General features: G+C 73.9%; 26 protein-coding genes. 8 read left to right on the top strand and 18 right to left on the bottom strand.

From position 1 onward, the window contains the following. Positions 1-4: 4 nt before the first annotated feature. Positions 5-481: a DnaJ family domain-containing protein gene (locus PVK37_RS21970; protein WP_275029523.1), complete on the bottom strand. Its 477-nt coding sequence runs from the start codon at positions 479-481 to the stop codon at positions 5-7. Positions 482-569: 88 nt separating this feature from the next. Between PVK37_RS21970 and PVK37_RS21965 the strand changes: the two genes are divergently transcribed. Together PVK37_RS21965 and PVK37_RS21960 are read left to right on the top strand one after the other, a co-directional pair. Continuing rightward, positions 570-1727: a hypothetical protein gene (locus PVK37_RS21965; protein WP_275029522.1), complete on the top strand. Its 1158-nt coding sequence runs from the start codon at positions 570-572 to the stop codon at positions 1725-1727. A 263-nt stretch (positions 1728-1990) separates the two neighbouring features. Next, a complete protein-coding gene (locus tag PVK37_RS21960) occupies positions 1991-2332 on the top strand; it encodes an RNA polymerase-binding protein RbpA (protein ID WP_007460094.1) in 342 nt (113 codons plus the stop codon). A gap of 73 nt (positions 2333-2405) precedes the next feature. Here the strand turns inward: PVK37_RS21960 and PVK37_RS21955 are convergent, their stop codons facing one another. The 4 genes from PVK37_RS21955 to PVK37_RS21940 form a co-directional block, all read right to left on the bottom strand. Continuing rightward, positions 2406-2912, bottom strand: a complete 507-nt coding sequence (locus tag PVK37_RS21955) for an FxsA family protein (RefSeq protein ID WP_275029520.1) — start codon at positions 2910-2912, stop codon at positions 2406-2408. A gap of 50 nt (positions 2913-2962) precedes the next feature. After that, a complete protein-coding gene (locus PVK37_RS21950) occupies positions 2963-3736 on the bottom strand; it encodes a polyprenol monophosphomannose synthase (RefSeq protein WP_275029517.1) in 774 nt (257 codons plus the stop codon). 54 nt (positions 3737-3790) lie between these two features. Further along, positions 3791-5377 (bottom strand): apolipoprotein N-acyltransferase, encoded by a 1587-nt coding sequence (lnt, locus tag PVK37_RS21945; protein ID WP_275029516.1) that lies wholly within the window; start codon positions 5375-5377, stop codon positions 3791-3793. Between the two features lie 103 nt (positions 5378-5480). Then, positions 5481-7061 carry an FAD-dependent oxidoreductase gene (locus PVK37_RS21940; RefSeq protein ID WP_275029515.1) on the bottom strand — a complete coding sequence of 527 codons (1581 nt, stop codon included), beginning with the start codon at positions 7059-7061 and terminating at the stop codon, positions 5481-5483. Between the two features lie 79 nt (positions 7062-7140). On the opposite strand from PVK37_RS21940, the gene PVK37_RS21935 reads away from it, so the two are divergent. Then, a complete protein-coding gene (locus PVK37_RS21935) occupies positions 7141-7725 on the top strand; it encodes a helix-turn-helix domain-containing protein (protein WP_275029513.1) in 585 nt (194 codons plus the stop codon). A 532-nt stretch (positions 7726-8257) separates the two neighbouring features. Further along, on the top strand, positions 8258-9637 hold the full coding sequence (locus PVK37_RS21930) for a PhoX family protein (RefSeq protein ID WP_275029512.1): 1380 nt from the start codon (positions 8258-8260) through the stop codon (positions 9635-9637). Between the two features lie 43 nt (positions 9638-9680). Here PVK37_RS21930 and PVK37_RS21925 read toward each other — a convergent pair whose 3' ends face one another. From PVK37_RS21925 to kdd, 6 genes are read right to left on the bottom strand one after another with little or no spacing between them, the layout of a single operon-like run. Then, on the bottom strand, positions 9681-11012 hold the full coding sequence (locus tag PVK37_RS21925; RefSeq protein ID WP_275029511.1) for a glutamate mutase L: 1332 nt from the start codon (positions 11010-11012) through the stop codon (positions 9681-9683). Continuing rightward, positions 11009-11401, bottom strand: coding sequence for a 3-aminobutyryl-CoA ammonia lyase (kal, locus tag PVK37_RS21920; RefSeq protein ID WP_275029510.1), 393 nt, complete (start codon positions 11399-11401; stop codon positions 11009-11011). Before kal ends, PVK37_RS21925 begins: the two co-directional genes overlap by 4 nt. Further along, on the bottom strand, positions 11398-12195 hold the full coding sequence (kamE, locus tag PVK37_RS21915; RefSeq protein ID WP_275035205.1) for a lysine 5,6-aminomutase subunit beta: 798 nt from the start codon (positions 12193-12195) through the stop codon (positions 11398-11400). The genes kal and kamE overlap by 4 nt, the downstream gene beginning before the upstream one ends. 53 nt (positions 12196-12248) lie before the next feature. Continuing rightward, complete coding sequence (gene kamD, locus PVK37_RS21910) at positions 12249-13808, bottom strand: lysine 5,6-aminomutase subunit alpha (RefSeq protein ID WP_275029509.1); 1560 nt, start codon at positions 13806-13808, stop codon at positions 12249-12251. Then, the gene (locus PVK37_RS21905; RefSeq protein WP_275029508.1) at positions 13805-15370 is read right to left on the bottom strand and encodes an amidohydrolase; all 1566 of its coding nucleotides are present in this window, start codon (positions 15368-15370) and stop codon (positions 13805-13807) included. Before PVK37_RS21905 ends, kamD begins: the two co-directional genes overlap by 4 nt. A 5-nt stretch (positions 15371-15375) precedes the next feature. After that, a complete protein-coding gene (kdd, locus tag PVK37_RS21900; RefSeq protein WP_480212888.1) occupies positions 15376-16437 on the bottom strand; it encodes an L-erythro-3,5-diaminohexanoate dehydrogenase in 1062 nt (353 codons plus the stop codon). 141 nt (positions 16438-16578) lie between these two features. Between kdd and PVK37_RS21895 the strand changes: the two genes are divergently transcribed. After that, positions 16579-17982, top strand: coding sequence for a KamA family radical SAM protein (locus tag PVK37_RS21895; RefSeq protein WP_275029507.1), 1404 nt, complete (start codon positions 16579-16581; stop codon positions 17980-17982). A 64-nt stretch (positions 17983-18046) separates the two neighbouring features. On the opposite strand, the gene PVK37_RS21890 is transcribed toward PVK37_RS21895, so the two are convergent. Beyond that, complete coding sequence (locus tag PVK37_RS21890) at positions 18047-18241, bottom strand: CsbD family protein (RefSeq protein WP_275029505.1); 195 nt, start codon at positions 18239-18241, stop codon at positions 18047-18049. 155 nt (positions 18242-18396) lie between these two features. Between PVK37_RS21890 and PVK37_RS21885 the strand changes: the two genes are divergently transcribed. After that, on the top strand, positions 18397-18963 hold the full coding sequence (locus PVK37_RS21885; RefSeq protein WP_275029504.1) for a histidine phosphatase family protein: 567 nt from the start codon (positions 18397-18399) through the stop codon (positions 18961-18963). Positions 18964-18972: 9 nt separating this feature from the next. Here the strand turns inward: PVK37_RS21885 and PVK37_RS21880 are convergent, their stop codons facing one another. From PVK37_RS21880 to PVK37_RS21865, 4 genes are all read right to left on the bottom strand, one after another. After that, positions 18973-19449: an Lrp/AsnC family transcriptional regulator gene (locus PVK37_RS21880; protein ID WP_275029502.1), complete on the bottom strand. Its 477-nt coding sequence runs from the start codon at positions 19447-19449 to the stop codon at positions 18973-18975. 83 nt (positions 19450-19532) lie between these two features. After that, complete coding sequence (locus PVK37_RS21875) at positions 19533-20675, bottom strand: acyl-CoA dehydrogenase family protein (protein ID WP_275035203.1); 1143 nt, start codon at positions 20673-20675, stop codon at positions 19533-19535. 12 nt (positions 20676-20687) lie between these two features. After that, positions 20688-21989, bottom strand: a complete 1302-nt coding sequence (locus tag PVK37_RS21870) for an MFS transporter (RefSeq protein WP_275029501.1) — start codon at positions 21987-21989, stop codon at positions 20688-20690. 109 nt (positions 21990-22098) lie between these two features. Then, positions 22099-22494 carry a hypothetical protein gene (locus PVK37_RS21865; protein ID WP_275029500.1) on the bottom strand — a complete coding sequence of 132 codons (396 nt, stop codon included), beginning with the start codon at positions 22492-22494 and terminating at the stop codon, positions 22099-22101. A 113-nt stretch (positions 22495-22607) separates the two neighbouring features. Here PVK37_RS21865 and PVK37_RS21860 point away from each other — a divergent pair, with 113 nt between their 5' ends. Beyond that, positions 22608-23198, top strand: coding sequence for a GNAT family N-acetyltransferase (locus PVK37_RS21860; protein ID WP_275029499.1), 591 nt, complete (start codon positions 22608-22610; stop codon positions 23196-23198). On the opposite strand, the gene PVK37_RS21855 is transcribed toward PVK37_RS21860, so the two are convergent. Both PVK37_RS21855 and PVK37_RS21850 read right to left on the bottom strand, forming a co-directional pair. Continuing rightward, positions 23143-23682: a GNAT family N-acetyltransferase gene (locus tag PVK37_RS21855; protein ID WP_275029498.1), complete on the bottom strand. Its 540-nt coding sequence runs from the start codon at positions 23680-23682 to the stop codon at positions 23143-23145. The genes PVK37_RS21860 and PVK37_RS21855 overlap by 56 nt on opposite strands. A gap of 172 nt (positions 23683-23854) precedes the next feature. Beyond that, a complete protein-coding gene (locus PVK37_RS21850; RefSeq protein WP_275029497.1) occupies positions 23855-24223 on the bottom strand; it encodes a hypothetical protein in 369 nt (122 codons plus the stop codon). Positions 24224-24741: 518 nt separating this feature from the next. Between PVK37_RS21850 and PVK37_RS21845 the strand changes: the two genes are divergently transcribed. Continuing rightward, positions 24742-25146 (top strand): carboxymuconolactone decarboxylase family protein, encoded by a 405-nt coding sequence (locus tag PVK37_RS21845; protein ID WP_275029496.1) that lies wholly within the window; start codon positions 24742-24744, stop codon positions 25144-25146. Positions 25147-25447: the final 301 nt, after the last annotated feature.

Here is a 25447-nt window from a genome sequence, read left to right as displayed (position 1 = left end):
TGGGTCAGCGGCGACGCCAGGGCAGCCAGCGGCGACGTCGCCGCGCCGGCCGGTGGGCGGGTGCATCGGCGGTGGGCGCTGTGGGTGGGTGGGCCGGTCGGCGGTCGGCGCGCCACCGCGCCACGACCGCGTCGACGTTGACCGGGCGGACCACCACCCGGGGGCCGGTGGGGGTACGCAGCCACGCCACGATCTGCGCGTTCAGCTGTCCCGCGTACGCCCGCACGGCCGCCTCGGTGGGCAGGTCCCGGACCTCGTCGGGGAGCTGCTCGACGCGTTTACGCAGCAGCAGCGGGGTGGGCAGGAGCACGTCGCTGCCGATGGCCTCCCGCTCGAGGAAGCTCTTGATCCACCACTGTTCGTCGTACGGCAGGTTCCGGCCGGGCAGCGGCCGGCCCGCGCCGGGCAGGTTGTCGAACTCGCCCCGGTCCACGGCGGCCCGGATCTGCGCCTCGACCGTCGCCTCCCACGCGTCCACCACGGCCCACCTCCCCGGTCGGTCTGTCCCCCCACCCAGCGTGCCGTACCGGTCGGGCATTCCCCCAGCGGTGGCCTAGACTTCGCCCTCGATGGACGACCAGGCCACTCCCGTCGACACCCGTCCCTGCGCGCACTGCGGGCGGGACGTCCCGCAGCGGGTCGGCGCGGGCCGCCCGTTCCGGTACTGCCGCGACAACGACGGGGCCTGCCAGCGGGCGTCCCGGAACAGCCGGATGCGGCACCGCAACGCCCCCGGCCTGCCCGGTCAGGTGGCGCGGACCTGGGAGGCGGTGGACCGGCTCGACCAGATCGTGACGACCCTGACCGAGGCGCTGCACGCCGAGCTGTCCCCGGTGGGGGTGGAGCGGCAGCTGGCGCAGGTCCGCGCGGAGACCGCCAGCGAGGTCGCGCAGGCCCACACGGAACGGGACGAGGCGCGCCGGGCGGCGGAGGACGCCGCCGCGGCAGCGGCAGCGGCCCGCCGGGAGGCCCGGGTGGCGGGCGCGGAACGTGACGACGCCCGCGCCGAGGCGGCCCGGCACGCCGAGGCCGCCGAGGCCGCCGCCGGGCGGGCGGAGGCCGCCGAGCAGGCCCGGGACGCGGCCCGCCGGGCGGCCAGCGCCGCCGAGGCGCTGCGGACGCAGGCCGAGACCGACCGGGACGCCGCCCGCCACGACCTGCGGACGGTACGCGCGGAACGGGACACCGAACGGCGGCGGGTGGCGGAGCTGACGCTGGAACGGGACACCGCCCGCGCGCAGGCGCAGCGCGCCGACACGGATGCCGCCGACGCCGCCGCACGCGCCGAGCGGGCCCGCGCCGACGCCGACACCGCCCGGCAGGCCGCCGACGCGCAGCGGGCCGCCGCCGAGCAGGCCAGGGCGGAGGCGGCGCAGGCCCGCGCGGACGCCGAGCGGGCCCGCCGGGACGCCACCGACGCGCAGCAGGTCGCCGAGGCGGCCCGCGCCGACGCCGACGCCGCGCGGGACGAGACCACCGCGACGACGCGACGCGCCCGGGAGGAGGTCGCCTCGGTGGTCGCGCACCGCGACCGGGCCGTCGCCGACGCGGCGGCGGCCCGGGAGGCGGCGGCCACCGCGCAGGCCCAGCTGGCCGAGCTGACGGCCCGGCTGCGGGCCGCCGAGACCGACCGGGACGCCGCGGTGGCCCGGGCCGCCCAGCTGGCCGACCAGGTCAGTGACCTGGCGGCGGCGCTGGCCCGGCTGGCCTCCGGATCGTCGCGTTGACCTGCCGGTTCCCCGCTGGCCGGGGAACCGGGACGGTGGTCGCCGACGTGGGTGCGCGGCGGCGGCCGGGTACCATGTCGGGTGCCAGCCAACACACTCGCACCGTGCGCAACCGGTCGGGCCGCCCCGCCGGGACACCGGCGCGGCCGATCAGCGCCCACGGACGAGCATCACCGCGTCACCGGCGGTGACCAGGGAATGCTCTGGTCGCGGTGAGCCGTTACACCGAGAAGACCAGCACCACCGACGAGGGGAAGTCGAACATGGGCGAGCGCATGCTGCGCGGTAGCCGTCTGGGCGCGGTCAGCTACGAGTCCGACCGCAACACGGAGCTCGCGCCGCGTCAGACCCGCGAGTACCTGTGCGCCAAGGGTCACCAGTTCGAGGTGCCGTTCGCCGTCGACGCCGAGGTCCCGACGACCTGGGAGTGCAAGTTCGACGGCAGCGTCGCCCGGCTGGTCGACGGCAACGAGCCCGAGCAGAAGAAGGCCAAGCCGCCGCGTACCCACTGGGACATGCTGCTGGAGCGCCGGTCGATCGCCGAGCTGGAGGACATCCTCGCCGAGCGGCTGCAGGAGGTCCGGACCCGCCGCGGCCGCGCCTGACCGATCCACGACGTCGCCCCCGGGACCTGCTGTCCCGGGGGGCGACGTTTGTCGTGTGGGGTGGTGCCGGACGTCAGCGGCCGGGTTCGACGATCTCACCTTCGATGGCGGCGGCCGGATCGGCCGGTTCCGGACGCGGCGTCGGCTGCGGTTCACCCCGGTACACGCGAACCCGGCGGGGCCCGAACAGGTCACCGGCGACCATCGACGACACCCGCCGCTCAGCGGACCGCTGCACCCCGCCACCGGCCAGCCGCCGCAGCGGCGGCACCAGCAGCAACACCCCCACCGCGCCGGACAGCAGCCCCGGCGCGGCCAGCAGCACCGCACCGAACAGCCCCACCAGGGCGTCGGTGAGCTGCCGGCCCGGCGGCTGACCCGAATCCACGGCGGCCCGGAAACCCCGCCAGGCGCGCATGCCCTCCCGGCGCAGCAGCAACAGACCCACCAGCGACGCGGCGAACACCAGCAGCACCGCCGAACCGAACCCGATCGTCCGGCCCACGAGCACGAACACCGCCAACTCGGCGAGCAGACCGGCCAGCGCTGCCAGCGGCACGAACCTCCACCTGCGGCCCATCACACCTCAATCCGGCCTCGGGGACGTCTGACGCGTCAAGCATGCCACGGTCACGGCCAGCGGCCCGGTACCGGCCGTCGTCGTCGCCCCCACCGCCGGTCCTGCAGGCCCCACGCGGTGATCCGCCACAGCGCCTCCAGCACGATCCACGGGCTCATCTTGCTGGCACCGCGTTCCCGCTCGGCGAACGTGATCGGCACCTCCACCATCCGTGCCCCGGCCCGGTGCAGCAGCCGCGACAGCTCCACCTGGAACGAGTAGCCGCGGGAACACACCGACTCCAGGTCGACCCGGTCCAGGGCGCGCAGCCGGTACACCCGGTAGCCGCCGGTGGCGTCGGAGACCGGCATCCGCAGCGCCCACCGCGCGTACAGGTTGCCGCCCCGGGACAGCAGCAGCCGCCGCCACGGCCAGTTGAGCACCCGGGCACCGCGCTGCCAGCGGGAACCGATCACCACGTCGGCGTCGCGGGCGGCGTCCAGCAGCGCCGGCAGGTCCTCGGGGGCGTGGGAGCCGTCGGCGTCCATCTCCACCACCGCGTCGTAGCCGCGTCGCCGCGCCCACGCGAACCCCGCCAGGTACGCCGCGCCGAGCCCCTCCTTGCCGTGGCGGTGCAGCACGTGCACCCGGTCGTCGGCGCGGGCCAGGTCGTCGGCGAGCGCGCCGGTGCCGTCGGGGCTGTTGTCGTCGGCGACCAGGACGTCCACCGCCGGGGTGGACCGGTGCACCCGGTCGACGATCCCGGCGAGGTTGTCGGCCTCGTTGAAGGTGGGCACCACCACGAGCACCCGCCCCACGTCCGGCTGTCCGGTCCGCTCGCCCACCTGTGGACCTCCCCCGTCCCACCGGCCCCGCACGGGGCCGGTTCCGTTGCGGATCTACCCGGGGACCACCCGCCGGCGGCGCGGCACCGCCGCCCCGGCCAGGACCAGCCCGGCGGCGACCACCAGCAGCACCTCGGGCCACACCCCCACCCGGGTGGCGACGGTCCGGCCGTCACCGAGGCGCATCTGCCGGACCACCACCGCGCCGGTGTTGAACCCGGTGGCACCGTCTACCCGGCCGTCGGGGGAAACGAACCCGGACACCCCGACCGTGGAGGCCATCAGGGCGTCGCGGCCGTGCTCGACGGCCCGCAACCGGACCATCGCCATCTGCTGCAACGCCTCCGACTCGTCGAAGGTGGCGTTGTTGGTCTGCACCACCAGCAGCTGCGCGCCGCCGGTGACGGTGTCGCGGACCAGCCCGTCGTAGGCGACCTCGAAGCAGATCACGTCACCGAGCACCGCGACGTCGGTACGCAGCACGCCCGGTTCGGTGCCCGGTACGAAGTCCGACCGGACCCGGTCGACCTGGCTGCTGACCTTGCGGGCCAGGTCACGCATGGGCACGTACTCGGCGAACGGCACCGGGTGGCGTTTGGTGTACAGCTGGTCGGTGTCGGGGCCGGTGCCCGGCCGCCACAGGATTCCCGCGTTGCGCACCTGTCCTGGGCCGGGGCCGCGCAGCACCGCGCCGACCAGCACGGGCACGCCGACGGCGTCGGCGGCCTGGGAGATACGCGCCCCGGCGGCCGGGTCGCGCAGCGGGTCGATGTCGCTGGAGTTCTCCGGCCACACCACCAGGTCGGGCCGGTCGGCCTCACCGGAGGTGACCCGGCGGGCCAGGTCGAGGGTCGCGTCGACGTGGTTGTCGAGCACCGCCTGCCGTTGAGCGTTGAAGTCCAGGCCGAGGCGCGGCACGTTGCCCTGCACGATCGCCACGGTGATCCGGTCACCGCCGCCGCGTACCCCGACCGGCACGGCCAGCCCGACGGTGAGCAGCACCACCAGCCCGGCCACCGGCCACCAGGTCGCGGCGGCGGTGGGCCGCCACGACCGCCACAGCAGGTGCAGCAGCAGCCCACCGGCGAGCGCGGTGGCGAACGTGACCAGGGGGGCGCCGCCGAGCGCGGCCAGCCGCAGCAGCGGCGAGTCGCCCTGGCTGAACGCCAGCCGACCCCACGGGAACCCCCCGAACGGGGTGCGGTCCCGCAGCGCCTCCTGGCCCACCCACAGCAGCGCGGTGACCACCGGCCAGGCCGCCCGGTGCCGGTCGGTCAGCGGGGACACCCAGGCGGTGGCCGCGCCGAGCAGCGCCAGGTAGGCGGCCTGCGACAGCGACAGCAGCACCCACGGCAGGTTGCCGGTGTGCAGGTTCGTCCAGGCCAGCAGTGGCGCGAACAGGGCCACACCGGTGAGGAACCCCAGGGCCGCGCCGGCGCGGACCCGGCGGCGGTGGGTGGCCGCCGCGAGGGCCGCCACCCCGACCGGCGCCAGCGGCCACCACCCGTACGGGGGGAACGCGGCCAGCAGCGCCAGCCCCGCCGCGACCGCCAGCGGCACGGCCACCCGCAGGGGCAGGGGACGCGGCGGCGTGGGCGGGCTGCCCGCCTCGGCGGGACGGGTCTGGTCGAGCGTGGTCACCGGCACCTCACCTTCCGATCAGCCTGCCGAAGGCTACCCGCCCGGCACCGGTCGACCCGGGCCGCACCCGACGCGCCGCCGGGTCGGCCGGGTCGGGTGCGGCTCAGGCCAGCCGGCGGGCGGTCAGCACCGCGTCGTGCACGGTGACGTCCCGGCCGTCGTGGTCGGTGGTGGCGCGGGGGCGGGCCTGCGCCACCGTCACCTGCCACCGGTTCGGGTCGAGCAGGTCGGCGGCCTGCTCGGCGGTGAACATCAGGTCGGGGAAGTGCATGCGCCGGGCGGTGGTGCGCAGGTCCCACGGGTGGTGGCCGACGATCAGCAGGGTGCCGCCGGGGGCCACCGCGTCGGCGAGCCGGGCCACCAGGTCCCGCCACGCGGCGGCGGGCAGGTGCACGTAGTGCGCCGACACCAGGTCGTACGCCCCCGGCTCTGGGGGTGTGACCCGCAGGTCGGCGTGCCGGACGGTGACCCGGTCGCCGACGCCCGCCGCGGCGGCGTGCGCGCGGGCCCGCTGCACGGCGGTGGGGGCGAGGTCCACGGCGGTGACCTGCCAGCCGCGCCCGGCCAGCCACACCGCGTCGGCGCCCTCCCCGCAGCCCACGTCGAGGGCCCGGCCGGGGGTGAGGTCACCGGCCTCGACGACGAGCTGCGGGTTGGGTCGGCCGCTCCACACCGCCGTCCGGGACCGGTACCGCTCCTCCCAGGCGTCCTGCTCGAACATGGTGGCGAGGTCCCGGCGGTAGCCGTCGACGGCCCGGTCGGTGTCCTCGGCGACCAGGTCGGCGTTGATCGCCGCGGCGGCGGTGACGCCCTGCCCGGCGGCGGTCACGACCTGCGCGGTGACGGAGGACGCGTTGCCGGCCACCCACACCCCGGGCACGGCGGTGGCGCCGGACGGGTCGGCGGGCAGCAGGGTACCGACGACGTGCCCCTGGTGCTCGGCGTCGGACGGGACGAGTCCCAGCGCGGCGAGCGGGTCGGCGCGGACGGTCAGCCGGGACGCCACCACCAGCGCGTCCACGGCCACGGTGGTGCCGTCGGCCAGCCGCACCCCGGTGAGCCGGTCGTGGTCGACGGTGAGGCCGGTGACCGGGCCGTCGACGACCGGGACGGCCCGCGCGGCGAGCTGCTCGGCCTGCCCGGGGTCCGGGGCGGGACCGTGGTGGCGCAGCAGCAGCACCTGGTCGCTCCACTGCCGCCACAGCAGGGCCTGCGGCACCGCCAGGGGGCCGTCGGCGATCACGCCGATCCGCCGGTCGGCGACCTCGAAGCCGTGGCAGTACGGGCAGTGCAGCACGTCACGGCCCCACCGGTCGGCCAGGCCGGCAATGTCGGGCAGCCGGTCGACGCCGCCGGTGGCGACCAGCAGCCGCCGGGCCCGGGTGATCCGCCCGTCGGCGAGGGTGACCAGGAAACCGGTCCCGTCGTCGCGGGTGACCGTGGTGACGGTGCCGGCGGTGACCTGCCCGCCGTGCCGGGTGACGTCGCCGCGGGCGGCGGCCAGCAGCTCCGCCGGGGCGACACCGTCCTGGCCGAGCAGCCCGTGCACCTGACCGGCCGGGGCGTTGCGGGGCTGCCCGGCGTCGACCACCAGCACCGACCGGCGGGCCCGGGCCAGGGTCAGCGCCCCGCTGAGTCCGGCCGGCCCGCCACCGATGACCACCACGTCGTACCTGTCGTCCATGTTCCTGTGCCCTCCGTCGCGGGGTGTGTGCCGCCACGGTGCGCCCCACCCCGACCAACCGGCAAGTATCGTTGCCGTTATGGCAACAGACGAGGAAGTGGCGGTGCTGGCCGCCGTCGGCCCCCGGCTCCGGGCGCTACGCACCCGACGCGGCACCACCCTCGCCCAACTGGCCCAGACCACCGGCATCTCGGTGAGCACCCTGTCCCGGCTGGAGTCCGGTCAGCGTCGCCCCACCCTGGAACTGCTGCTGCCGCTGGCCCGCGCCCACCAGGTGCCGCTGGACGACCTGGTCGGCGCCGACCCCACCGGCGACCCCCGGGTACGGCCCCGCCCCATCGTCCGGCACGGCATGACGTTCCTGCCGCTGACCCGCCGCCCCGGCGGTGTGCAGGCGTTCAAACAGATCATCCCCGGGCACACCCCCACCGACCCGCAGCCGCAGACCCACGAGGGCCACGAATGGCTGTACGTGCTGTCCGGGCGGGTCCGGCTGCTGCTGGCCGACCACGACCTGATCCTCACCCCGGGCGAGGTCGCCGAGTTCGACACCCGCCTGCCGCACGCCATCGCCAACCCCGACCCCGAGCCGGCGGAACTGCTGTCGCTGTTCGGGCCGCAGGGCGAACGCATCCACGTCCGGGCCCGACCCGCCGGCGACTGACCGACACCCACGGAAACGGAAATCGGGGCGTGGCTACTGCCACGCCCCGATGCTCCCAGGCCCTTCCCGGCCGGTGGGACGATGACGAGCTGCGCCGGACCTTCGGACCGACCAGGCGGTGGACTGGCTGCCCCCGCCGGGCCGTTGTCTACTGGCCGTGCCTCTCGTCTCGCCCGTACACCGGTAACCGCGGCCGGTTCGCGCCGCCCCGCCGACCCCCGCCCGCTGGACCTGGCCGCCGCAACCCTCGGGGGGATCGCTCGGCCAGCGGACGAAGGGACGAAGCGAACAACAGCCGCTTCCCGTGGTAGGACTCAAAGACGGTACGTGGTCACCCCCCGGCACTGTCAACCCGCCCCGGCCAGTCGCGCCACCCGACACGGCGTGTCGCGCCCGGCGAGTCGGATGGACGGAACCTGAAACCCCCGGCGCGCACCGTTCAGTCAGGATTCACGTTCACGCAGGTGACCGACGATCAGTACCGCTCCTAGCGTCAGCGGCGCACACACCCCCCTCGACGCAGGAGGTAGCCGTGACGGCACCTGACCAGCCGATCCGACCCACCCGCCGCGGCGTGCTCCGCGGCTCGGTGACCGCCGCCGCGCTGACCGCGCTCGGCCCGCTCGACGCCCTCGGGGCCCGCACCGCCGGTGCCGCCCCCCTGAAGAAGCTGCCCGCCAGCCCCGACTACGGGCCGCTGTACCCGGCCCGCGACCACACCACCGGCCTGGAACTGCTGCGCCTGCCGCGCGGCTTCGAATACCTGTCGTACGGGTGGACCGGCGACCTGATGTCCGACGGTCTGCCCACCCCCGGCGCCCACGACGGCATGGCCGCCTTCCGCCGCGCCGACGGCACCATCGCCCTGGTCCGCAACCACGAACGCGGCGGCTACAGCGGCGCGTTCACCACCCCCGCCTACAACCCGGCCGCCACCGGCGGCACCACCACCGTCGGTTTCGACCCCGACCGGGGCGCGTTCACCGGCTCCTGGGCCAGCCTCGGCGGCACCATCCGCAACTGCGCCGGCGGACCCACCCCGTGGGGCACCTGGCTGACCTGCGAGGAAACCACCGAGATCGGCCCCGACGGCACCCGCCACGGCTACGTGTTCGAAGTCCCGCACACCGGCAAGGGCGACCCCCGGCCGCTGCGCGGGATGGGCCGGTTCAGCCACGAAGCCGTCGCCGTGGACCCCGGCACCGGCATCGTCTACCTCACCGAGGACGCCACCCCGTCCGGCCTGTACCGCTACCTGCCCACCACCCCCGGCACCCTGGCCGCCGGCGGAACCCTCCAGATGCTCGCCATCGGCACCGGCGGCTCCTACTCCACCTACGGCGACGGCACCGACACCCACTACGACAGCCTCCGCTGGGTCAGCGTCGGCAACCCCGACCCCGGCCCCGGCGAGACGAGCTGTGTCCAGCAGGGCATCGCCGCCGGCGGCGCCGTGTTCCGCCGCCTCGAAGGCGCCTGGTGGGGCAACGACCGCGTCTACGTCGTCTCCACCAGCGGTGGCCCCGCCGGCCAGGGCCAGGTCTTCGAGTACGACCCGGCGACCGAACGGATGCGGGTGCTGTTCGCCTCCCCGGACGCGGCCGTGCTCAACAACCCCGACAACATCTGCGTCAGCCCGCGCGGCGGCATCGTGCTGTGCGAGGACGGCAGCTCCGGCGAATACCTGCACGGCCTCACCACCGACGGGGAGATCTTCCCGTTCGCCCTCAACCAGGTGGTCGTCCCGGCCGGCGGCATCCCCGGCAAGACCGTGCCCGCCGGCGACTACTCCGGTTCCGAATGGTGCGGATCCACCTTCGAACCGAAGAACGGCAACTGGCTGTTCGTCAACGTGCAGAACCCCGGCATCACGTTCGCGATCACCGGCCCGTGGCGGCGCGGCTCGCTGTGACCCACCGGACCGCCCCCGGCGTGGAGCTGTCGCCGGGGGCGGTTCACCCCAACCGGTCCCGCAGCAGCGCCCGCGCCGCCGCCGGGAACTCGCCGGCCAGCAGACCCGCCGCCGCCAGCACGTACGCGCTGTCCACCACCGGCCGGGCCGCCCGCGGCACCGCCCAACCGCCGGCATGGTCGGACAGCACCGCCGACAACACCGTCCGCGCGTCGTCCGGGGCGGCATGCCGCAACACACCCCCCGACCCGACCAGCAGCCGCACGTCCCGCAGATCCCGGCCGGCCCGCTCCCCCGTACCGGCGCCCCGGGCGTGCCGCCGCACCGCCACCGTCGCCGCCAACCCGGCGATCCGCCGGTCCACCACCGCGTCCGCCGCGTCCACCGGCACCCACCCCGGGTCGTCGGCGCGGGCCCGCGCCGCCACCGCCAACACCTCCGCCCCGACCGGATCCAGCAGCCGCTCGTCCACGGCGGCCCGCACCACCCCCGGCGCGCTCCACCGCATCCCCAGGTCACCCTCGACGGTCCGGGCCCGCCACAGCGACCCGGCCACCTCCCGACCCGGACCGTCGGCCCGCTCGTCCGGCGTCAACACCGAGTACACGTCGGTGGTGGCCCCACCCACGTCCACCACCACCAGGTCACCACCGACCACGTCGGCGAGGACCTCCACCCCGGTCAACACCGCGTCCGGGGTGGCCGCCCGCACCAGCCGCCCGAACCGGGGCCCCCGCGACAGCCGCTTACCGCCGATCACGTGCCGCAGGAACACCTCCCGGATCGCCGCCCGCGCCGACGCCGGCGCCAACACCCCGATCCGGGGCAGCACGTTGTCGGCCACCGTCACCGGCACCCCCGCCCCGGCCAGCAGCGCGGACAACTGATCCCGCACGTCGACGTTGCCGGCCAGCACCGTCGGCACCCGCCAGCGGGCCCGCGCCAACCGGGTCGCGTTGTGGGTGAGGGTGTCCGCGTCCCCGCCGTCGGTGCCACCGACCAGCAGCACCACGTCCGGGCGGGCCGCCCGCAACGCCGCCAGGTCCGCGCCACCCAGCCGGCCGGCGGCCACGTGCACCACGTGCGCGCCCGCCGACAACCCCACCCGCCGGCCCGCCTGCGCGGTCACCAGCGGCTCGTAGCCGACCACCGCCAGCCGCAGGCCACCACCGGCCGACGAACACACCAGCCAGGGCACGCCGGCGGTCGGCAACCCGGCCCCGGCCGCCGCGACCGCCGCGTCCAGGCCGTGCAGCACGTCCGTACCCACCGTCGTCGGAGCCGCCGCCGACCCCACCAGCGCCCCCGCCGCCCGGTCCACCACCGCGACCTTCGTCCAGGTGGACCCGACGTCGGCGCAGACGACCAGGCTCACGCCTGCGGCGGCACGACCACCGTGCCGGTCGCCGTCACCGCCACGATCGGCGGGTCCAGGACCTCCGCCGCCGACGCGCCCCGGTCCGGGCGGCCCCGGCACACCACCCGCGCCGCGAAGTCGATGGTGCGGCTGCGGGTACCCACCCGGGTCACCGTCGCCGACACCTCCAACACGTCACCGGCCCGCATGGCGGCCCGGAACTGCACGTCCGAGTACGACGCGAACAACCCCTCGTCCCCGTCGGTGCGGATACACACCTCCGTCGCCACGTCCCCGAACAACCCCAACGCGTACGCCCCGTCCACCAGGTTCCCCGCGTAGTGCGCGTGCGAATACGGCACATACCGGCGGTGGATGACGGTCAACCCGACCCGGGGATCGCTCATGGTCTCGCCTTCCTGTTCGTCACCAACGCGTGCACCAGGTACGACGCCACCTCACCCGGCGTGGTGCCCCGCCCGAAGATCCGGTCCACGCCCAGGTCGGCGGCCATCGTCTCGTCGAACCGCGGCCCACCCACGATCAGCAGCGGACGCTTCCCGGCCGGCATCGCCTCCCGGAACGCCGCCGACATCTCCCGGGTGTTGTGCAGGTGCGCGTCCCGCTGCGTCACCACCTGCGACACCAGCACCGCGTCGGCGCGTTCCCGCCGCGCCGCCTCCACCAGCTCCGGCACACTCACCTGCGCACCCAGGTTCGTCACCGCCAACTCCCGGTAGTACTCCAGGCCCTTCTCCCCGGCGATGCCCTTCACGTTGAGGATCGCGTCGATACCCACGGTGTGCGCGTCCGTGCCGATGCACGCCCCCACCACCGACAGCTTCCGCCGCAACCGCCGCTTCACCACCGCGTTGACCTCCTTGGCGGCCAGCAGCGGAAAGTCCCGCTCCACCACCCGCACCGCCGACAGGTCCACCAGATGGTTCACCCGCCCGTACACCACGAAGAACGTGAACCCGTCACCCATCTGCTTGGCGTGCACCAGCATCGCCGGATCCAGGCCCATCTTGTTGGCCAGCTGCACCGCCGCGCCCTCGGCGCGCTTGTCGTGCGGCACCGGCAACGTGAACGACACCTGCACCATGCCGTCACCGGTGGTGTCCCCGTACGGCCGCACGATCGTCTTGCCACTCGTGCTGTCGACCGCACGGCCCTCGCTGCGCTCGGTGCGTTCGCTCATGCCGTCCCGGTCGGGCATGGCCTCACGGCCCTCGCTGCGCTCGGTGCGTTCGCTCATGCCGGCTGCTCCAGGATCTCGGTGGCCGGGTTGTAGTAGTCCGCCTCGTGCCGGGCCACCCCGGCCAGCCCCTTGCCCCGGTCCGCCGGCCGCTTCATGATCCCGAACGTGCCCTCGGCGATCGCCGTCAACAACGACTGCTCCCCGATCCGCTCCAACAGGTCCACCGCCTCACCGAGCACCCGGTTGGCGCGCTGCTGGATGAACCCGCCCGGCGCCGGCACGAAATCCTCGTGCAGCCCACCGGCCGCGCCCAGCACGTACCGCACGTTCTGCAGAGCGATGTCCCGGTCCGACAACCACGGCGTCACCACCGCCTCCGTCATCATCCCCACCAGCAGGATGCCCTGCCCGGTCATGGTGCCCACCAGGTTGAAGAAACCGTCCAGCAGGTTCCCCCGGAACACGTCCCCGGTCATGTGCTTCGTCGGCGGCATCCACTTCAACGGCGCGTCCGGGAACAACTCCCGCGCCAACAGGGCGTGCGCCAACTCCAACCGGAACGACTCCGGCACATCCGGGTTGATCTCGAACGCGTGCCCCAGGCCGAGCTGCCAGTCCGCCAGGCCCGCCTCGTGCGCGAAGAACTCGTTCAGCAGCTGCGACACCGTCACCGTGTGCGCCTCGTCCACCGCGTCCGCGGTGGTCAGGTAGTTGTCCTCACCGGTGTTGATGATGATCCCCGCCCGCGCGTGCACCTGCCGCGAGAACCGCTGGTCCACGAACGTCCGGACCGGGTTGATGTCCCGGAACAGGATCCCGTACATCGAGTCGTTGAGCATCATGTCCAGCCGCTCCAGGCCGGCCAGGGTCGCCATCTCCGGCATGCACAGACCCGACGCGTAGTTCGTCAACCGCACGTACCGGCCCAGCTCCTTCGACGAGGCGTCCAACGCCGCCCGCATCAGCCGGAAGTTCTCCTGCGTCGCGTACGTCCCGGCGAAACCCTCCCGGGTCGCGCCCTCCGGCACGTAGTCCAACAGCGACTGCCCCGTCGACCGGATCACCGCGATCACGTCCGCGCCGGCCCGCGCCGCCGCCTGCGCCTGCGGAATGTCCTCGTAGATGTCACCGGTCGCCACGATCAGGTAGATCCACGGCCGCTGCGCCGGATCCCCGTACCGCTTCACCAGCCGGTCCCGCTCGGCGCGCCGCCGGTCGATGCGCCGCACCCCGGCCGCCACCGCCCGGCGGGCGGCCCGCCGGGCCGCCGTGGCCGCCTTCCCGGACGGCTGCGTGAACCGCACCGACCCGGCCGCCGCCTTCTGCGCCAGCAACGTCACGTCGTCGAGCTGCTCCCGGACGAGGGCGTCGAACACCGGCACCGCCACCCCGTGCCCCAGCCCCACGTCCGCGACCACCGCGTCGACGAGCCGGTTCACCCACGGAATACCGTCCGGGTCCGCGCCGACCACCCCGGCCAGCCGCAGCACCGCCCGCTCCACCGACACCGTCGTGTGGCTGCGCGCCAGATCCACCACCGGCTGCCCGGCCCGGCGCGCCAACTCCCGCGCCCGCGCCACCAGCACCGGATCCAGGTCAAGCTTCCCTGTCACGAAGACCCTTCCTCGAAGATCACGTCACCGCGCAGCACCGTGCGCCGACACACCGGCAGCGGGGTCGGATCGTCCGCGCCCCGCGCCTCCGGATCCGCCGCCTGCAGCACCGGCAGCCCCCGCTCCACCCCGGCCGGCGTCGACCACACCGCGAACGTCGCCGGCGCACCCAACGCCAGCACCCCCTCACCGTCGCGGTGCACCGCCCGCCACCCACCCCGGGTGTGCGCCGCGAACGCCGCCCGCACACTCATCCGCTGCACCGGGTTGTGGTGCGCCACCGCCGCCCGCACCGAACCCCACGGATCCAACGGCGTCACCGGGGAGTCCGACCCGAACGCCAACGCCACCCCCACCGCGTGCATCGCACCCATCGGATTCGACGCCAACGACCGCTCCAGCCCCAACCGCGACTCGTACATCCGGCCCGCGCCACCCCACAACCGGTCGAACGCCGGCTGCATCGACGCCACGATCCCGAACTCCACGAACCCGGCGATCAACCGCCGGCTCATGATCTCCGCGTGTTCGACCCGGTGCCGGGCCGCCCGCAACCGGTCCACGCCCAACGTCTCCGCCGCCGCCGCGAACCCCGCCAGCACCGTGGCGACCGCCTGGTCCCCGATCGCGTGGAACCCGCCCTGCATCCCGTACGCCGCACAGTCCACCAGATGGTCGCGTACCTGCTCCGCGCTCAGGTACCCGTGCCCGCACCCGGCACCGTCGGCGTACGGCTGCGACACGTACGCCGTCCGCGCCCCCAACGCCCCGTCCGCGAACAGGTCCCCACCGGCACCCACCGCCCCCAGTTCCCGGGCCCGCGCCGCCCCCGACAGCTCACCCCAGTACCCGTACACCTCAGGAACCCCGACCCCCGACAACGCCAACAGGCCGGTGAAGTCCTCCTCGTCGGAGATCTCCGGCCCACCGCACTCGTGCACCGCCGCGATCCCCAACGACGCCGCGTGCGCCAACGCCACCCGCTGCGCCGCCACCCGCTGCGCCCGCGTCACCGACCCCTGCGCCGCCGCCCGCACCACGTGGTGCGCGTCCCGCCGCACCCAGCCCGACGCGTCGAACCCCGCCGCCCCGGCCGCCTCCGGACACGCCGCCAGCAGCGCCGACGACACCAACGCCGAATGGATCGACGCCTGCGACAGGTACACCCGCCGGCCACCGGCCGCCCGGTCCAGCGCCGCCGCGTCCGGCAGCTCCGGCACCCCCCACGTCGACTCGTCCCAGCCGTGCCCCAGCACCACCGCGTCCGCCGGCAGGCCCGCCGCGAACCCGGCCACCGCCGCCAGCAACCCCTCCGCCGACCGCACCGCCGACAGGTCCAGCCCCGACAGGACCAGGCCGGTGTCGGTGGCGTGCACGTGCGCGTCCACGAACGCCGGCGTCACCAACGCACCGTCGAGGTCCACCACCCGGTCCGCGGCGGGCGCGTCGGCGTCCACCCCCAGCCAGGCGATCCGTCCGTCCCGCACCAGCAGCGCCGTCGCGCGCGGCTCCGCCGGACAGTGCAGCACTCCACCGCGGTACAGCGTCGAGGGGTTCGTCATGACCATCAGTCTGCCGCCAACCGGGCCGCGAACAACCCCCGCACCCCGGGCTCCGACCGCAGCAACTCCAACGCCAACTCGGCGTGACCCGGCACGTAGCCGTTGCCCACCAGCATCGTCACGTCCGCCGCCAGGCCCTCCGCGCCCAACGCCGCCGCCGCGAAACTCGTCGCCATCGAGAAGAAGATCACCGTACCGCCGTCCGCGGTCGCCAGGATCGCCCCGTGCTCGCAGCCCGGCACGTCCACGCACACCACCGTCACGTCGGCCGGCACCCCCAGCGCCGTGGTCACCGCCGACGACAACGCCACCGGGTCCCGGGCGTCGGCCAACGCCACCTCGTCGGCCAGCCCGGCCGCCACCAGCGCGTCCCGCTCCGCCACCACCGGCACCACCCCGACCGTACGGGTCGCGCCGGCCCGCCGCGCCGCCGCCAGGGACAGCGACCCGCTCTTGCCCGCCCCGCCGACCACCGCCACGGTGACCGGACGCCCGTCACCGGCGCGCCGCCGGTCCTCGACGTACCGGGACACCACCCGGGCGGTCAGCGCCGGCGCCCCGCACACGTCGAGCACCGCCAACGACAGCTGCGGGTCCTCGTCGGCCGGCAGCACCGCCGCGATGGACCGGGCGAACAGGATCGCCCACCCGTCGCACGGCACCTGCTCGCCCCGGCCGTCCCAGCGGGCCAGCCCGTCGGTGACGGTCAGCGGCGTCAGGGTCAGCGACACCAGCGTCGCCACCCGGTCACCGGGGCGCAGGCCCAGCGGCGACCGCCGGCCCGCCTCCTCGACCGTGCCGATCAGCATGCCGCCCGAGCCGGTCACCGGGTTCTGCATCTTCCCACGGGTGGAAATGATGTCCAGCACCTCGGCGCGGACCTTCTCGCCGTCACCGCCGTGCTTGTCGGACAACTGCCGGAAGCTCGCCGCGTCCAGGTTCAGCCGTTCCACCCGGATCCGTACCTCGTTCGGCGCGATCTCCCGGGCGGCGTCCAACCGCCACGCCGCCTGCGGCAGCACCCCCGCCGGTTCCACGACGCGGTGCAGACCCACGGGTGACGTCACGGCTACCTCCCCTGAACAACCGCTCGAAGCCCTGGCCAGGACTCGCGTCGCGGGAAAACTTACGGCAGACTAATTTCTTGACCGCAGATTTTCCAGTAGCCTACGGGCTTCGCTGGCAGCACACCGCACCGAGGAGGGTTCGTGACACAGACACAACCGGTGGAGACGCTCACCGGCCCCACCCCGGTCACGGCACCGACCGCCGGCCAGCCCTACGAGTACCGTCGGGCCCCCCTCGTCGAACCCGACTGGACCCGATTCCCCGGCTGGCGGCACGTCACCCGCGACCAGTGGGAATCCGCCCAGTGGCAACGCGTCAACTGCGTCAAGAACGTCAAGCAGCTGCGCACCGTCCTCGGTGACACCGTCGACGACACCTTCTACACCGACCTGGAGGCCGACCAGAAGGCCCTGGCCACCATGTCGATGCTGGTGCCACCCCAGATGATCAACACGATGGTGCCGTTCGCGCCGATGACCACCGAGGCGCTGCTCGCCGACCCGGTCCGCCGCTACATGCTCCCCGTCGCCTCCGACCGGCGCACCGACTGGCCGTCCCACCCGTACGCCAGCCGCGACAGCCTGCACGAACACGACATGTGGGTCGCCGAGGGCCTCACCCACCGCTACCCCACCAAGGTCCTCGCCGAGCTGCTCTCCACCTGCCCGCAGTACTGCGGGCACTGCACCCGGATGGACCTGGTCGGCAACTCCACCCCCACCGTCGACAAGCTCAAGCTCACCCTCAAGCCGGTCGACCGGTTCGACGCCCACATCACCTACCTGCGCGCCCACCCCGGCGTACGGGACGTCGTGGTCTCCGGCGGCGACGTCGCCAACGTCCCCTGGCGCAACCTCGAGTCGTACCTGATGCGGCTGCTCGACATCGAGACCGTCCGGGACATCCGGCTCGCCACCAAGGCCCTGATGGGCCTGCCCCAGCACTGGCTCCAGCCGGACGTGGTCGAAGGGCTGGAGCGGGTCGCCCGCACCGCCGCCCGACGGGGCGTCAACCTGGCCATCCACACCCACGTCAACCACGCCCAGTCGCTCACCCCGCTGGTCGCCCGGGCCGCCCAGACCGCCCTCGACGTCGGCGTCCGGGACGTCCGCAACCAGGGCGTGCTCATGCGCGGCGTCAACGCCACCGCCACCGACCTGCTCGACCTGTGCTTCGCGCTCCAGGGCGAGGCCGGCATCCTGCCGTACTACTTCTACATGTGCGACATGATCCCCAACGCCGAGCACTGGCGGGTCCCGGTCTGGCACGCCCAGCAGCTCCAGCACGACATCATGGGGTACCTGCCCGGCTACGCCACCCCTCGGATCGTCTGCGACGTGCCGTTCGTCGGCAAACGTTGGGTGCACATGCTCACCGAGTACGACCGCGAACGCGGCATCTCGTACTGGACCAAGAACTACCGCACCTCGATCGAGTCGACCGACCTGGAAGCCCTCGACAAGCGGTACGCGTACTACGACCCGATCGACACGCTGCCCGAGGACGGCCGACGCTGGTGGACCACCCACCGCGTCGACGACTGAGGGTCGGCAGGACACAGACGGCGGGGCCGTCCGGTGCGTAACCGGACGGCCCCGCCGTCGTTCGTCACTTCGTGAATGCGTCTCGCACATCCCGACCGGCGTCCTTGACGTGCTCGCCGGCCTGCCGCGCCCGCGCGTCCGTCTGCTGCGTGGCGCCCTCGGCGCGCATCCGCTCGTTGTCGGTGGCGTTGCCGATGCGCTCCTTGGCGGCACCGGTCAGCTCGTCGGCCTTGTTCTTCATCTTGTCGGCGAAGCTCATGTTCACCACTCCCCTCCGGCTGTGCCGGCCCGTCGTCGGGCCCTGACCTGGTGTGCCCGCTGGGGCTTTGCGGGAAACATCCGGTCTGCCGTGGCACACATCGCCTAGAGCATCCTAGGACGCTAGGTGGGGACCGGTGATGGTTGACTGGGCCGATGGGAGAACTGGTGCTGATCCGACACGGCGAAACCGAGTGGAGCGCCGCCCGCCGGCACACCTCGTACACCGACCTGGAACTGACCCCCGACGGCGAACGCCAGGCCCGCGCGCTCGGCGACCGCCTCGCCGGCCACCACTTCGTCGCCGTGCTCGCCAGCCCCCGCCGACGGGCCCGGCACACCGCCGACCTGGCCGGGCTCACCGTCAGCGCCGTCGACGACGACCTGACCGAATGGCACTACGGCGACTACGAGGGACGCACCACCGCCGACATCCACACCGAACGCCCCGACTGGGACATCTGGCACGACGGCTGCCCCGGCGGCGAGTCACCCGAGCAGATCGGCGCCCGCCTCGACCGGGTCTTGGACCGGGTCACCCCGCTGCTGGAACGCGGCGACGTGGCCCTGGTCGCCCACGCGCACGCCCTGCGGGTCCTCGGCGCCCGCTGGATCGGACTGCCACCGGCCGCCGGCGGCCGGCTCCGACTGGACACCGCCACCCTCAGCGTGCTCGGCCACGAACACGGCCGACAGGTCATCCTCGGCTGGAACGCGCGCTGAGCCGCAGGCTCAGTCGCCCTCCCCCACCGGACGGACCCGCCGGGCCCCGATCCCCGGCGGACGATTCTCGTACGGGGTGGACAGCACCACCGTGGTCCGGGTCGTCACGTTCGCCGCCGTACGGATCTCCTGCAACACCCGCTCCAGGTCGGCCGGCCCGGCCACCCGCACCAGCAGCAGGTAGAAGTCCTCCCCCGCCACCGAGTAACACGAATCGATCTCCGGCAGGTGGGCCAACCGCTCCGGCGCGTCGTCCGGCTGCGACGGGTCGAACGGGCGGATCGCCACGAACGCCGTCAGCGGCAGATCCAACGCCTCGAACGACACCTGCGCGGCGTACCCCCGGATCACGCCACGCTGCTCCAGCCGCCGCACCCGCTGGTGCACGGCCGACACCGACAGGCCCACCCGCTCGGCCAGATCGGTGTACGACAGGCGGCCGTCGACGGTCAGCGCCGCGACGATGGCACGGTCGATCTCCTCCACGCCAGGCAACCTACCGGGAAAACCTGGGCCGGGCGACGACACCCCACCCCGCCGCCCCGACAGTGGGCCACAGTGGAGCGGAATCAGCCCTTCGCCAGCGCCCGGGAGATCACCAGCCGCTGGATCTGGTTGGTGCCCTCCACGATCTGCAGCACCTTCGCCTCCCGCATGAACCGCTCCACTGGATGGTCCGCGACGTACCCGGCACCACCCAGCACCTGCACCGCGTCCGTGGTCACCCGCATCGCCACGTCGGAGGCGAACAGCTTCGCCTTCGCCGCCTCGATCGAGTACGGCCGCCCGGCGTCCCGCAACCGCGCCGCCGCGAGGGTCAACGCCCGCGCCGCCGACACCTGCGTCGCCAGGTCCGCCAGGGTGAACCCGAGCCCCTGGAAGTCCACCAGCGGACGGCCGAACTGCCGCCGCTCCCGGGCGTAGCCGACCGCGTAGTCCAACGCGCCCTGGGCCAGCCCCACCGCGCACGCCGCGATACCCAACCGCCCCGAGTCCAGCGCCGACATGGCGATCGTGAAGCCGATGCCCTCCCCGCCGACCAGCCGGTCCGCCGGCACCCGGGCGTCGTCGAACGCGATCTGCGCCACCGGCGACGCCCGCAACCCCATCGTCTTCTCGGCGGCCTGCGGCACGATCCCCGGCGTACCGGCGTCGGCCACCAGACAGGAGATGCCCTTCGCGCCCGGCCCACCGGTACGGCAGAAGATGTTGTAGAAGTCGGCGCTGTGCGCGTGGGTGATCCACGCCTTGGTGCCGGACACCACGTAGTCGTCGCCGTCGCGGACCGCCCGGGTGGTCAGCGCCGCCGCGTCCGACCCACCCTGCGGCTCGGAGAGACAGTACGCCCCGAGCAGCTCCCCGCCGAGCATGTCCGGCAACCGCTTACGCAGTTCCTCGTCCCCGTACTGGGCGATCGGGTAGCAGGCCAGGGTGTGCACGCTGACCGCCTCGGCCACCGCCAACCACCGGCTGGCCAGGATCTCCAACACCTGCAGGTACACCTCGTACGGCTGGGCCGCGCCGCCGTGCTCCTCCGGGTACGGCAGGCCCAGCAGGCCCGCCCGGCCGAGGGTACGCAGCACCTCCCGGGGAAACTCGGCGCGTTCCTCGAACCCGGCGGCCCGGGGCGCGAGCTCCCGGTCGGCGAGTTCGGTGGCCAACTCCAGAAGGTCGTGGGCCTCGTCGGTGGGCAGGATCCGGTCGACAGTCAACACCCCGCCAGCTTAACGCTCGTTCGGGACACTCGGATCGGACGGTCGGCCGACCGCGTCGACCCGGGAACGGAGCTCCCCCTCCGGCGGCGGCGCGGACGCGTACGCCCGGGAGACGGTGGCCCGGTCGAAGACCCGCCAGGTCGACGCGGTGACCAGCACCGCCACCACGAACCCCACCCAGTACGGCGCGGTCAGCCCGAACCGGGCCGCCAACACCCCACCCAGCAGCGCGCCGACACAGTTGCCACCGGCCACCACGAACAGGTTCACGCTGCCCACCCGCCCCAGCAGCCGGGGCGGGGTGAGCCGCTGCCGCAACGAGACGGCCACGATCCCCCACAGCGCGCCGTGCACCCCGAACAGCACCAACCCGGCACCGACCAGCCACGCGTCGGTGGACACGGCCAGCAGCAGGTGCATGAGCACCTCGGTGAGCAGACCGACCCGGATCGTCCAGGTCGCGGTCACCCACCCGATCAGCCGGTCACCGATCAGCGACCCGACCAGACTGCCGACCGCCATGCAGGCCAGCAGCACGCCGTAGCCGACCTCACCCAGACCGAGCCGTTCCTCGGCGAGCAGGACCAGCAGCGCGAACGCCGCCGTCAGGGTGACGTTGAGCAGCCCGATCAGCACCGCCATGGTGCGCAGCAGCCGCTGCCCGGCCAGCCACCGGACCCCCTCGAGTAGCTCCGCCCGGACCGAGCGGGTGCCGGGAGCCACCGGGTCCGGACGGTACGAGCCGGCGATCCCGGCGACCAGCACCGCACCCACCGCGTACGTGACGGCGTTGGCGAAGAACGGGGCGCTCGCCGCCAGCACGAACAGGAACCCACCCAACGGGCCGGCGAGCATCCCCTGCGCGACGGTGGACCCGCCCACCAGCCAGCCGTTGGCCCGTTCCAGCCGGGCCGGCGGCACCACGGCCGGCACCAGGGCCTGACTGGCGGTCCGGAACACGATCTCGCCGGTGTTCAGCCCGAACAGCACCGCGTACAACAGCGGGATGGTCATGAAACCGCCGGCGATGGCCGCGCCCAGCAGGGCCAGCGCGCCCACCCGCAACCAGTCGACGACGATCATCAGCCGGCGGCGGTCCACCCGGTCCACCAGGATGCCGCCGGGCAGCGCGAACAGCAGCCAGGGCAGCCACGCCGTGGCGAACGCCCCGGACACCAGCAGCGGATCGTCGGTACGGGTGGAGACCAGCAGCGGCGCGGCCACCGTACTCAACCCGCTGCCCAGGGCGGACGTGGTGGTCGCCGCCCACAGCCTGCCGAACCGGCCGTCGAGCCGTTCCCCCGTCACCACCCGGGGCACGCTACCGACCGACCGGGTACCGGGCTAACGGGTTTTCGCTGCTTGCCCGGCGTACCGGCCAGCCCCGTCACGCGGACCGGCCGCGACCGCGGACCCGGCGTTACCCGGGAGCGTCGCCGAACTGGCTGAGGCACGCCTCCAGCAGCTCCCCTCGGGCCTTCGCGATCGCCAGTTCCGCGGTGGTCGCCTCGGCGCTGCCCGGCTTCGTGCCCTCCGCCTGCTTCGCGGCGGCCACCAGCGCAGCACCGGCGGCCCGGGTGTCGGCGTGCGTGGACCGCGCGGCGGCACCGCCGATCGCCGCGTTCTCGTCGGGCTGTGCGCCGGACGTGTCGAGCAGGCTGGCCTGCAGTTCCCGGCACGCCCACCGGTCGTCCTCGCCACCTCCGCCACTGCTACCGGGCGACGGGGCGGCAGCCGGCTCGGTGGCGTCCTCGCTGCAGCCGGTGAGAAGAACGACGAGAACCAGGGCCAGGGCTCGGGCGCGAATACGGCTCACCTTGCACACCGTAGTGGCGACACCACCGGATCCGCGAGACAGGACCTCGAAACCCGTTGCACGCGATCGCCATCGGGTGTCTGGTGAAGCGGTCACCGACCACGGGAGGGAACATGCCGGGTACGTCGCTGCCCGCCCCCACGTTGCACACCGCCCGCCTGCGACTGCGGCCCTTCGGCGACGCGGACGCGGACGACCTCTTCGCGCTGCACAGCAGCGCCCACGTGCTGCGCTACTGGGACGCGCCGCCGTGGAGCGAACGGGTACGCGCCGAGCGGTTCGTCACGGCCTGCCGGCGGATGGCGGAGGACGGCACCGGCACGAGACTGGCCGTGGAACGCCGCTCCGACCGGGCCTTCCTCGGCTGGTGCAGCCTGAACCGGTGGAATCCGGACTACCGCAGCGCCTCGCTGGGCTACTGCTACGGCGAAAGGGCGTGGGGCCACGGCTACGCCACCGAGGCCGCACATGCCCTGCTGAGGTGGGCGTTCGACACGCTGGACCTGAACCGCGTCCAGGCCGAGACCGACACCCGCAACGTGGCATCCGCCCGCGTCCTGGAGAAACTCGGCTTCGTACGGGAAGGGACCTTGCGGGAGGACTGCGTCGTCAACGGCGAGGTCTCCGACTCGTGGGTCTACGGGCTGCTCAGGCGGGAGTGGCAGCCGGTTGCTGTCGTTCCCCCTGATGGTCCGCGATCCTGAGGCTCACCTGGGCCCCGAGTTCACGGAAGCCGAGCCGGCGGGCGACCCGTCGTGACGGCTCGGGACGTGCCCGCCACTGCGGCAGCAGCCGGTTCCGGAGCGCCTCCGCGACCGCAGCGGACGCCACCGCACCGGCCAGTCCACGACCCCGGAGGTGGGTGCTGGTGAGCACGCAGAGGTGCGCGACCGAGTACGGCCACCGGCGGTAACCCGCTGCCGCGACCACCCGTACGCCGTGCCGGCCGCTCCACCGCCCGGCCTCGACGGCCGACGAGGGTGGCCTACCGTCGAGCGATTCGCGCAGGAAACGGGCGGTGGCGAGGCCCGAGGTCCCCACCACCACGATGCCCGCCCACCCCGGCGGGCACAGCCGCGACCCGCCAGCGACGACCACCCGTACGCCGCTCGCCGGAAAGCTGGTGGCGACACCCGCGAGGCCGACCCAGAGGTCCTGGAAACGATTTAAGACGGCCGATCGCGCCATCGACGCATCCTTCCCGTCCCTCGCCCCGCCGGCCACTCACTTTCCGCGTCCTGGGCGTGCCTCACCAGCTTGGACCCGGCGCGACCGGAACGCGTCCCGCCGTACGCATCAGCCGCGCTCGGGTGCGACGTGACGCGGAACCGGCCCCGGGTGCCGTACGGCCACGTGTCGATTACCAGACACCCTCACCCAACTGGCTGATGCAGGCTTTCCCCAATGCCTGTCGGGCCTTGGCGATCGCGACTTCCGCGCCGGCGGCCGCGACGCTGCCCGGCGAAGCGCCCTCCGCCTGCTTCACGGCAGCCACCAGCGCATCACCGGCAGCCCGGGTTTCGGCGTGCGGGGACCCGGACGCGGCGCGGCCGATCGCCAGGTCGTCGCCGGGCATCGGCTCGGACAGGTCGAGCGTGGTGGACTGCAACTTCCGGCACGCCCACCGGTCGCCTTCGCTGGGTGCCGGCGCGTCAGCCGGCTCGGCGGGCTCGCTACAGCCGGTGAGGAGAACGACGAGAACCAGGGCCAGGGCTCGGGTACGGCGCACAACGGCATCGTATAGACCGCATCCGATCTGCGGTGTCGGCCTGACGACACCAGCCGGTCGGGGCGGCCACGGCCCCGACGGCCTGCCCGCGAGGACCACGTCATCCGGCTGGTCAGGGACCGTCCCGGTCGGCTGCGGTCGCACCCCGCCACTGCACATCGCCGGCCACCCGCAGGACGTTCCGCGCGGCGGTCGCCACCGGACAGTCCGGCTTCGGCAGGCCCGACAGTGGCCGTCGGCTCCGGGGTGGTGCTGACGCAGGACGGTCCGGGCGGTGAGGATCAGCCGGTTACGGATCCGCGCGAAGGACAGGAACGGCGCGGTCACGGCCCAGCCCACCCGAGGGGGACGGCGAGCTACGTGATCGTGGTCGGGGCGTACGGGTCGCGGGCGATCTCGGCGAGGACAGTCCCGGGCGACCGGTCGGTGCCGGATCTCGGCAGGCGCGGTGCGTTCCGCCTCGATGAGGGCGCGGGCGGCGTTCGCCGGCCCGTCGGCGTGCAGGTAGCCACGCCAGCATGGCCCGGTCGACGGCCAGCCACGCCGCCTCGGCGTCACCCGGCTTGACCAGCAGCGAAGCCGTACCGCCGGGCCCGTACACCATCGAGCTGCTCGGCCGGGAACTGCTCCGCCTCCCCGACGACCTCGACGTCCGGCGGGTGCACTACGCCGGGCTCTCCCTCGGCGCGATGGTCGGCATGTGGCTGGCCGGACACGCCCCCGACCGGACCGTCGCCGCGACCGACGCCTTCACCACCGACTTCCAGGACCTGGGGATGCACGTCCGGGCCGCACCACGCAACGGACTCACCCGACAGGAGATCAGCGAGGTCCTGCTCCAGGTCGGCATCTACGCCGGCGTGCCAGCGGCGAACCGGGCATTCGCCGCAGCCCGGCAGGCGTTACCGCCGGAGCAGACGTGACCCGACCGGACGACCAGCCCACCGTACGCCGGGCGTGAGGTCCAAGGTGACGCACGTCGATCAGGCCAGCGGGAAACCGCCCGCGCAGCCTGATCGTAGGTCAGCGGGTAGGTGCGGTCGGCATGTCGCATGCCTCCACTGAGCTGCGCAAACATGTCGGTCCCTTCGCCCGATCGACGCCCCTCTTCGCCCGAACGCACGGGCTGAACCAGATCGCGCCGATCGCAGCGGTCAGCAGGCATGCAGGGCGTAGTCGGCACCGTCGCGAATCGCGTGAGCATGGCTGACGTGGTCGTCGCCG

This window comes from Micromonospora cathayae (assembly GCF_028993575.1).
GTDB classification, from domain to species: Bacteria; Actinomycetota; Actinomycetes; order Mycobacteriales; family Micromonosporaceae; genus Micromonospora; species Micromonospora cathayae.
Note: the sequence above shows the minus strand (reverse complement) of the source record. Positions and strands in the feature narration are given on the sequence as shown.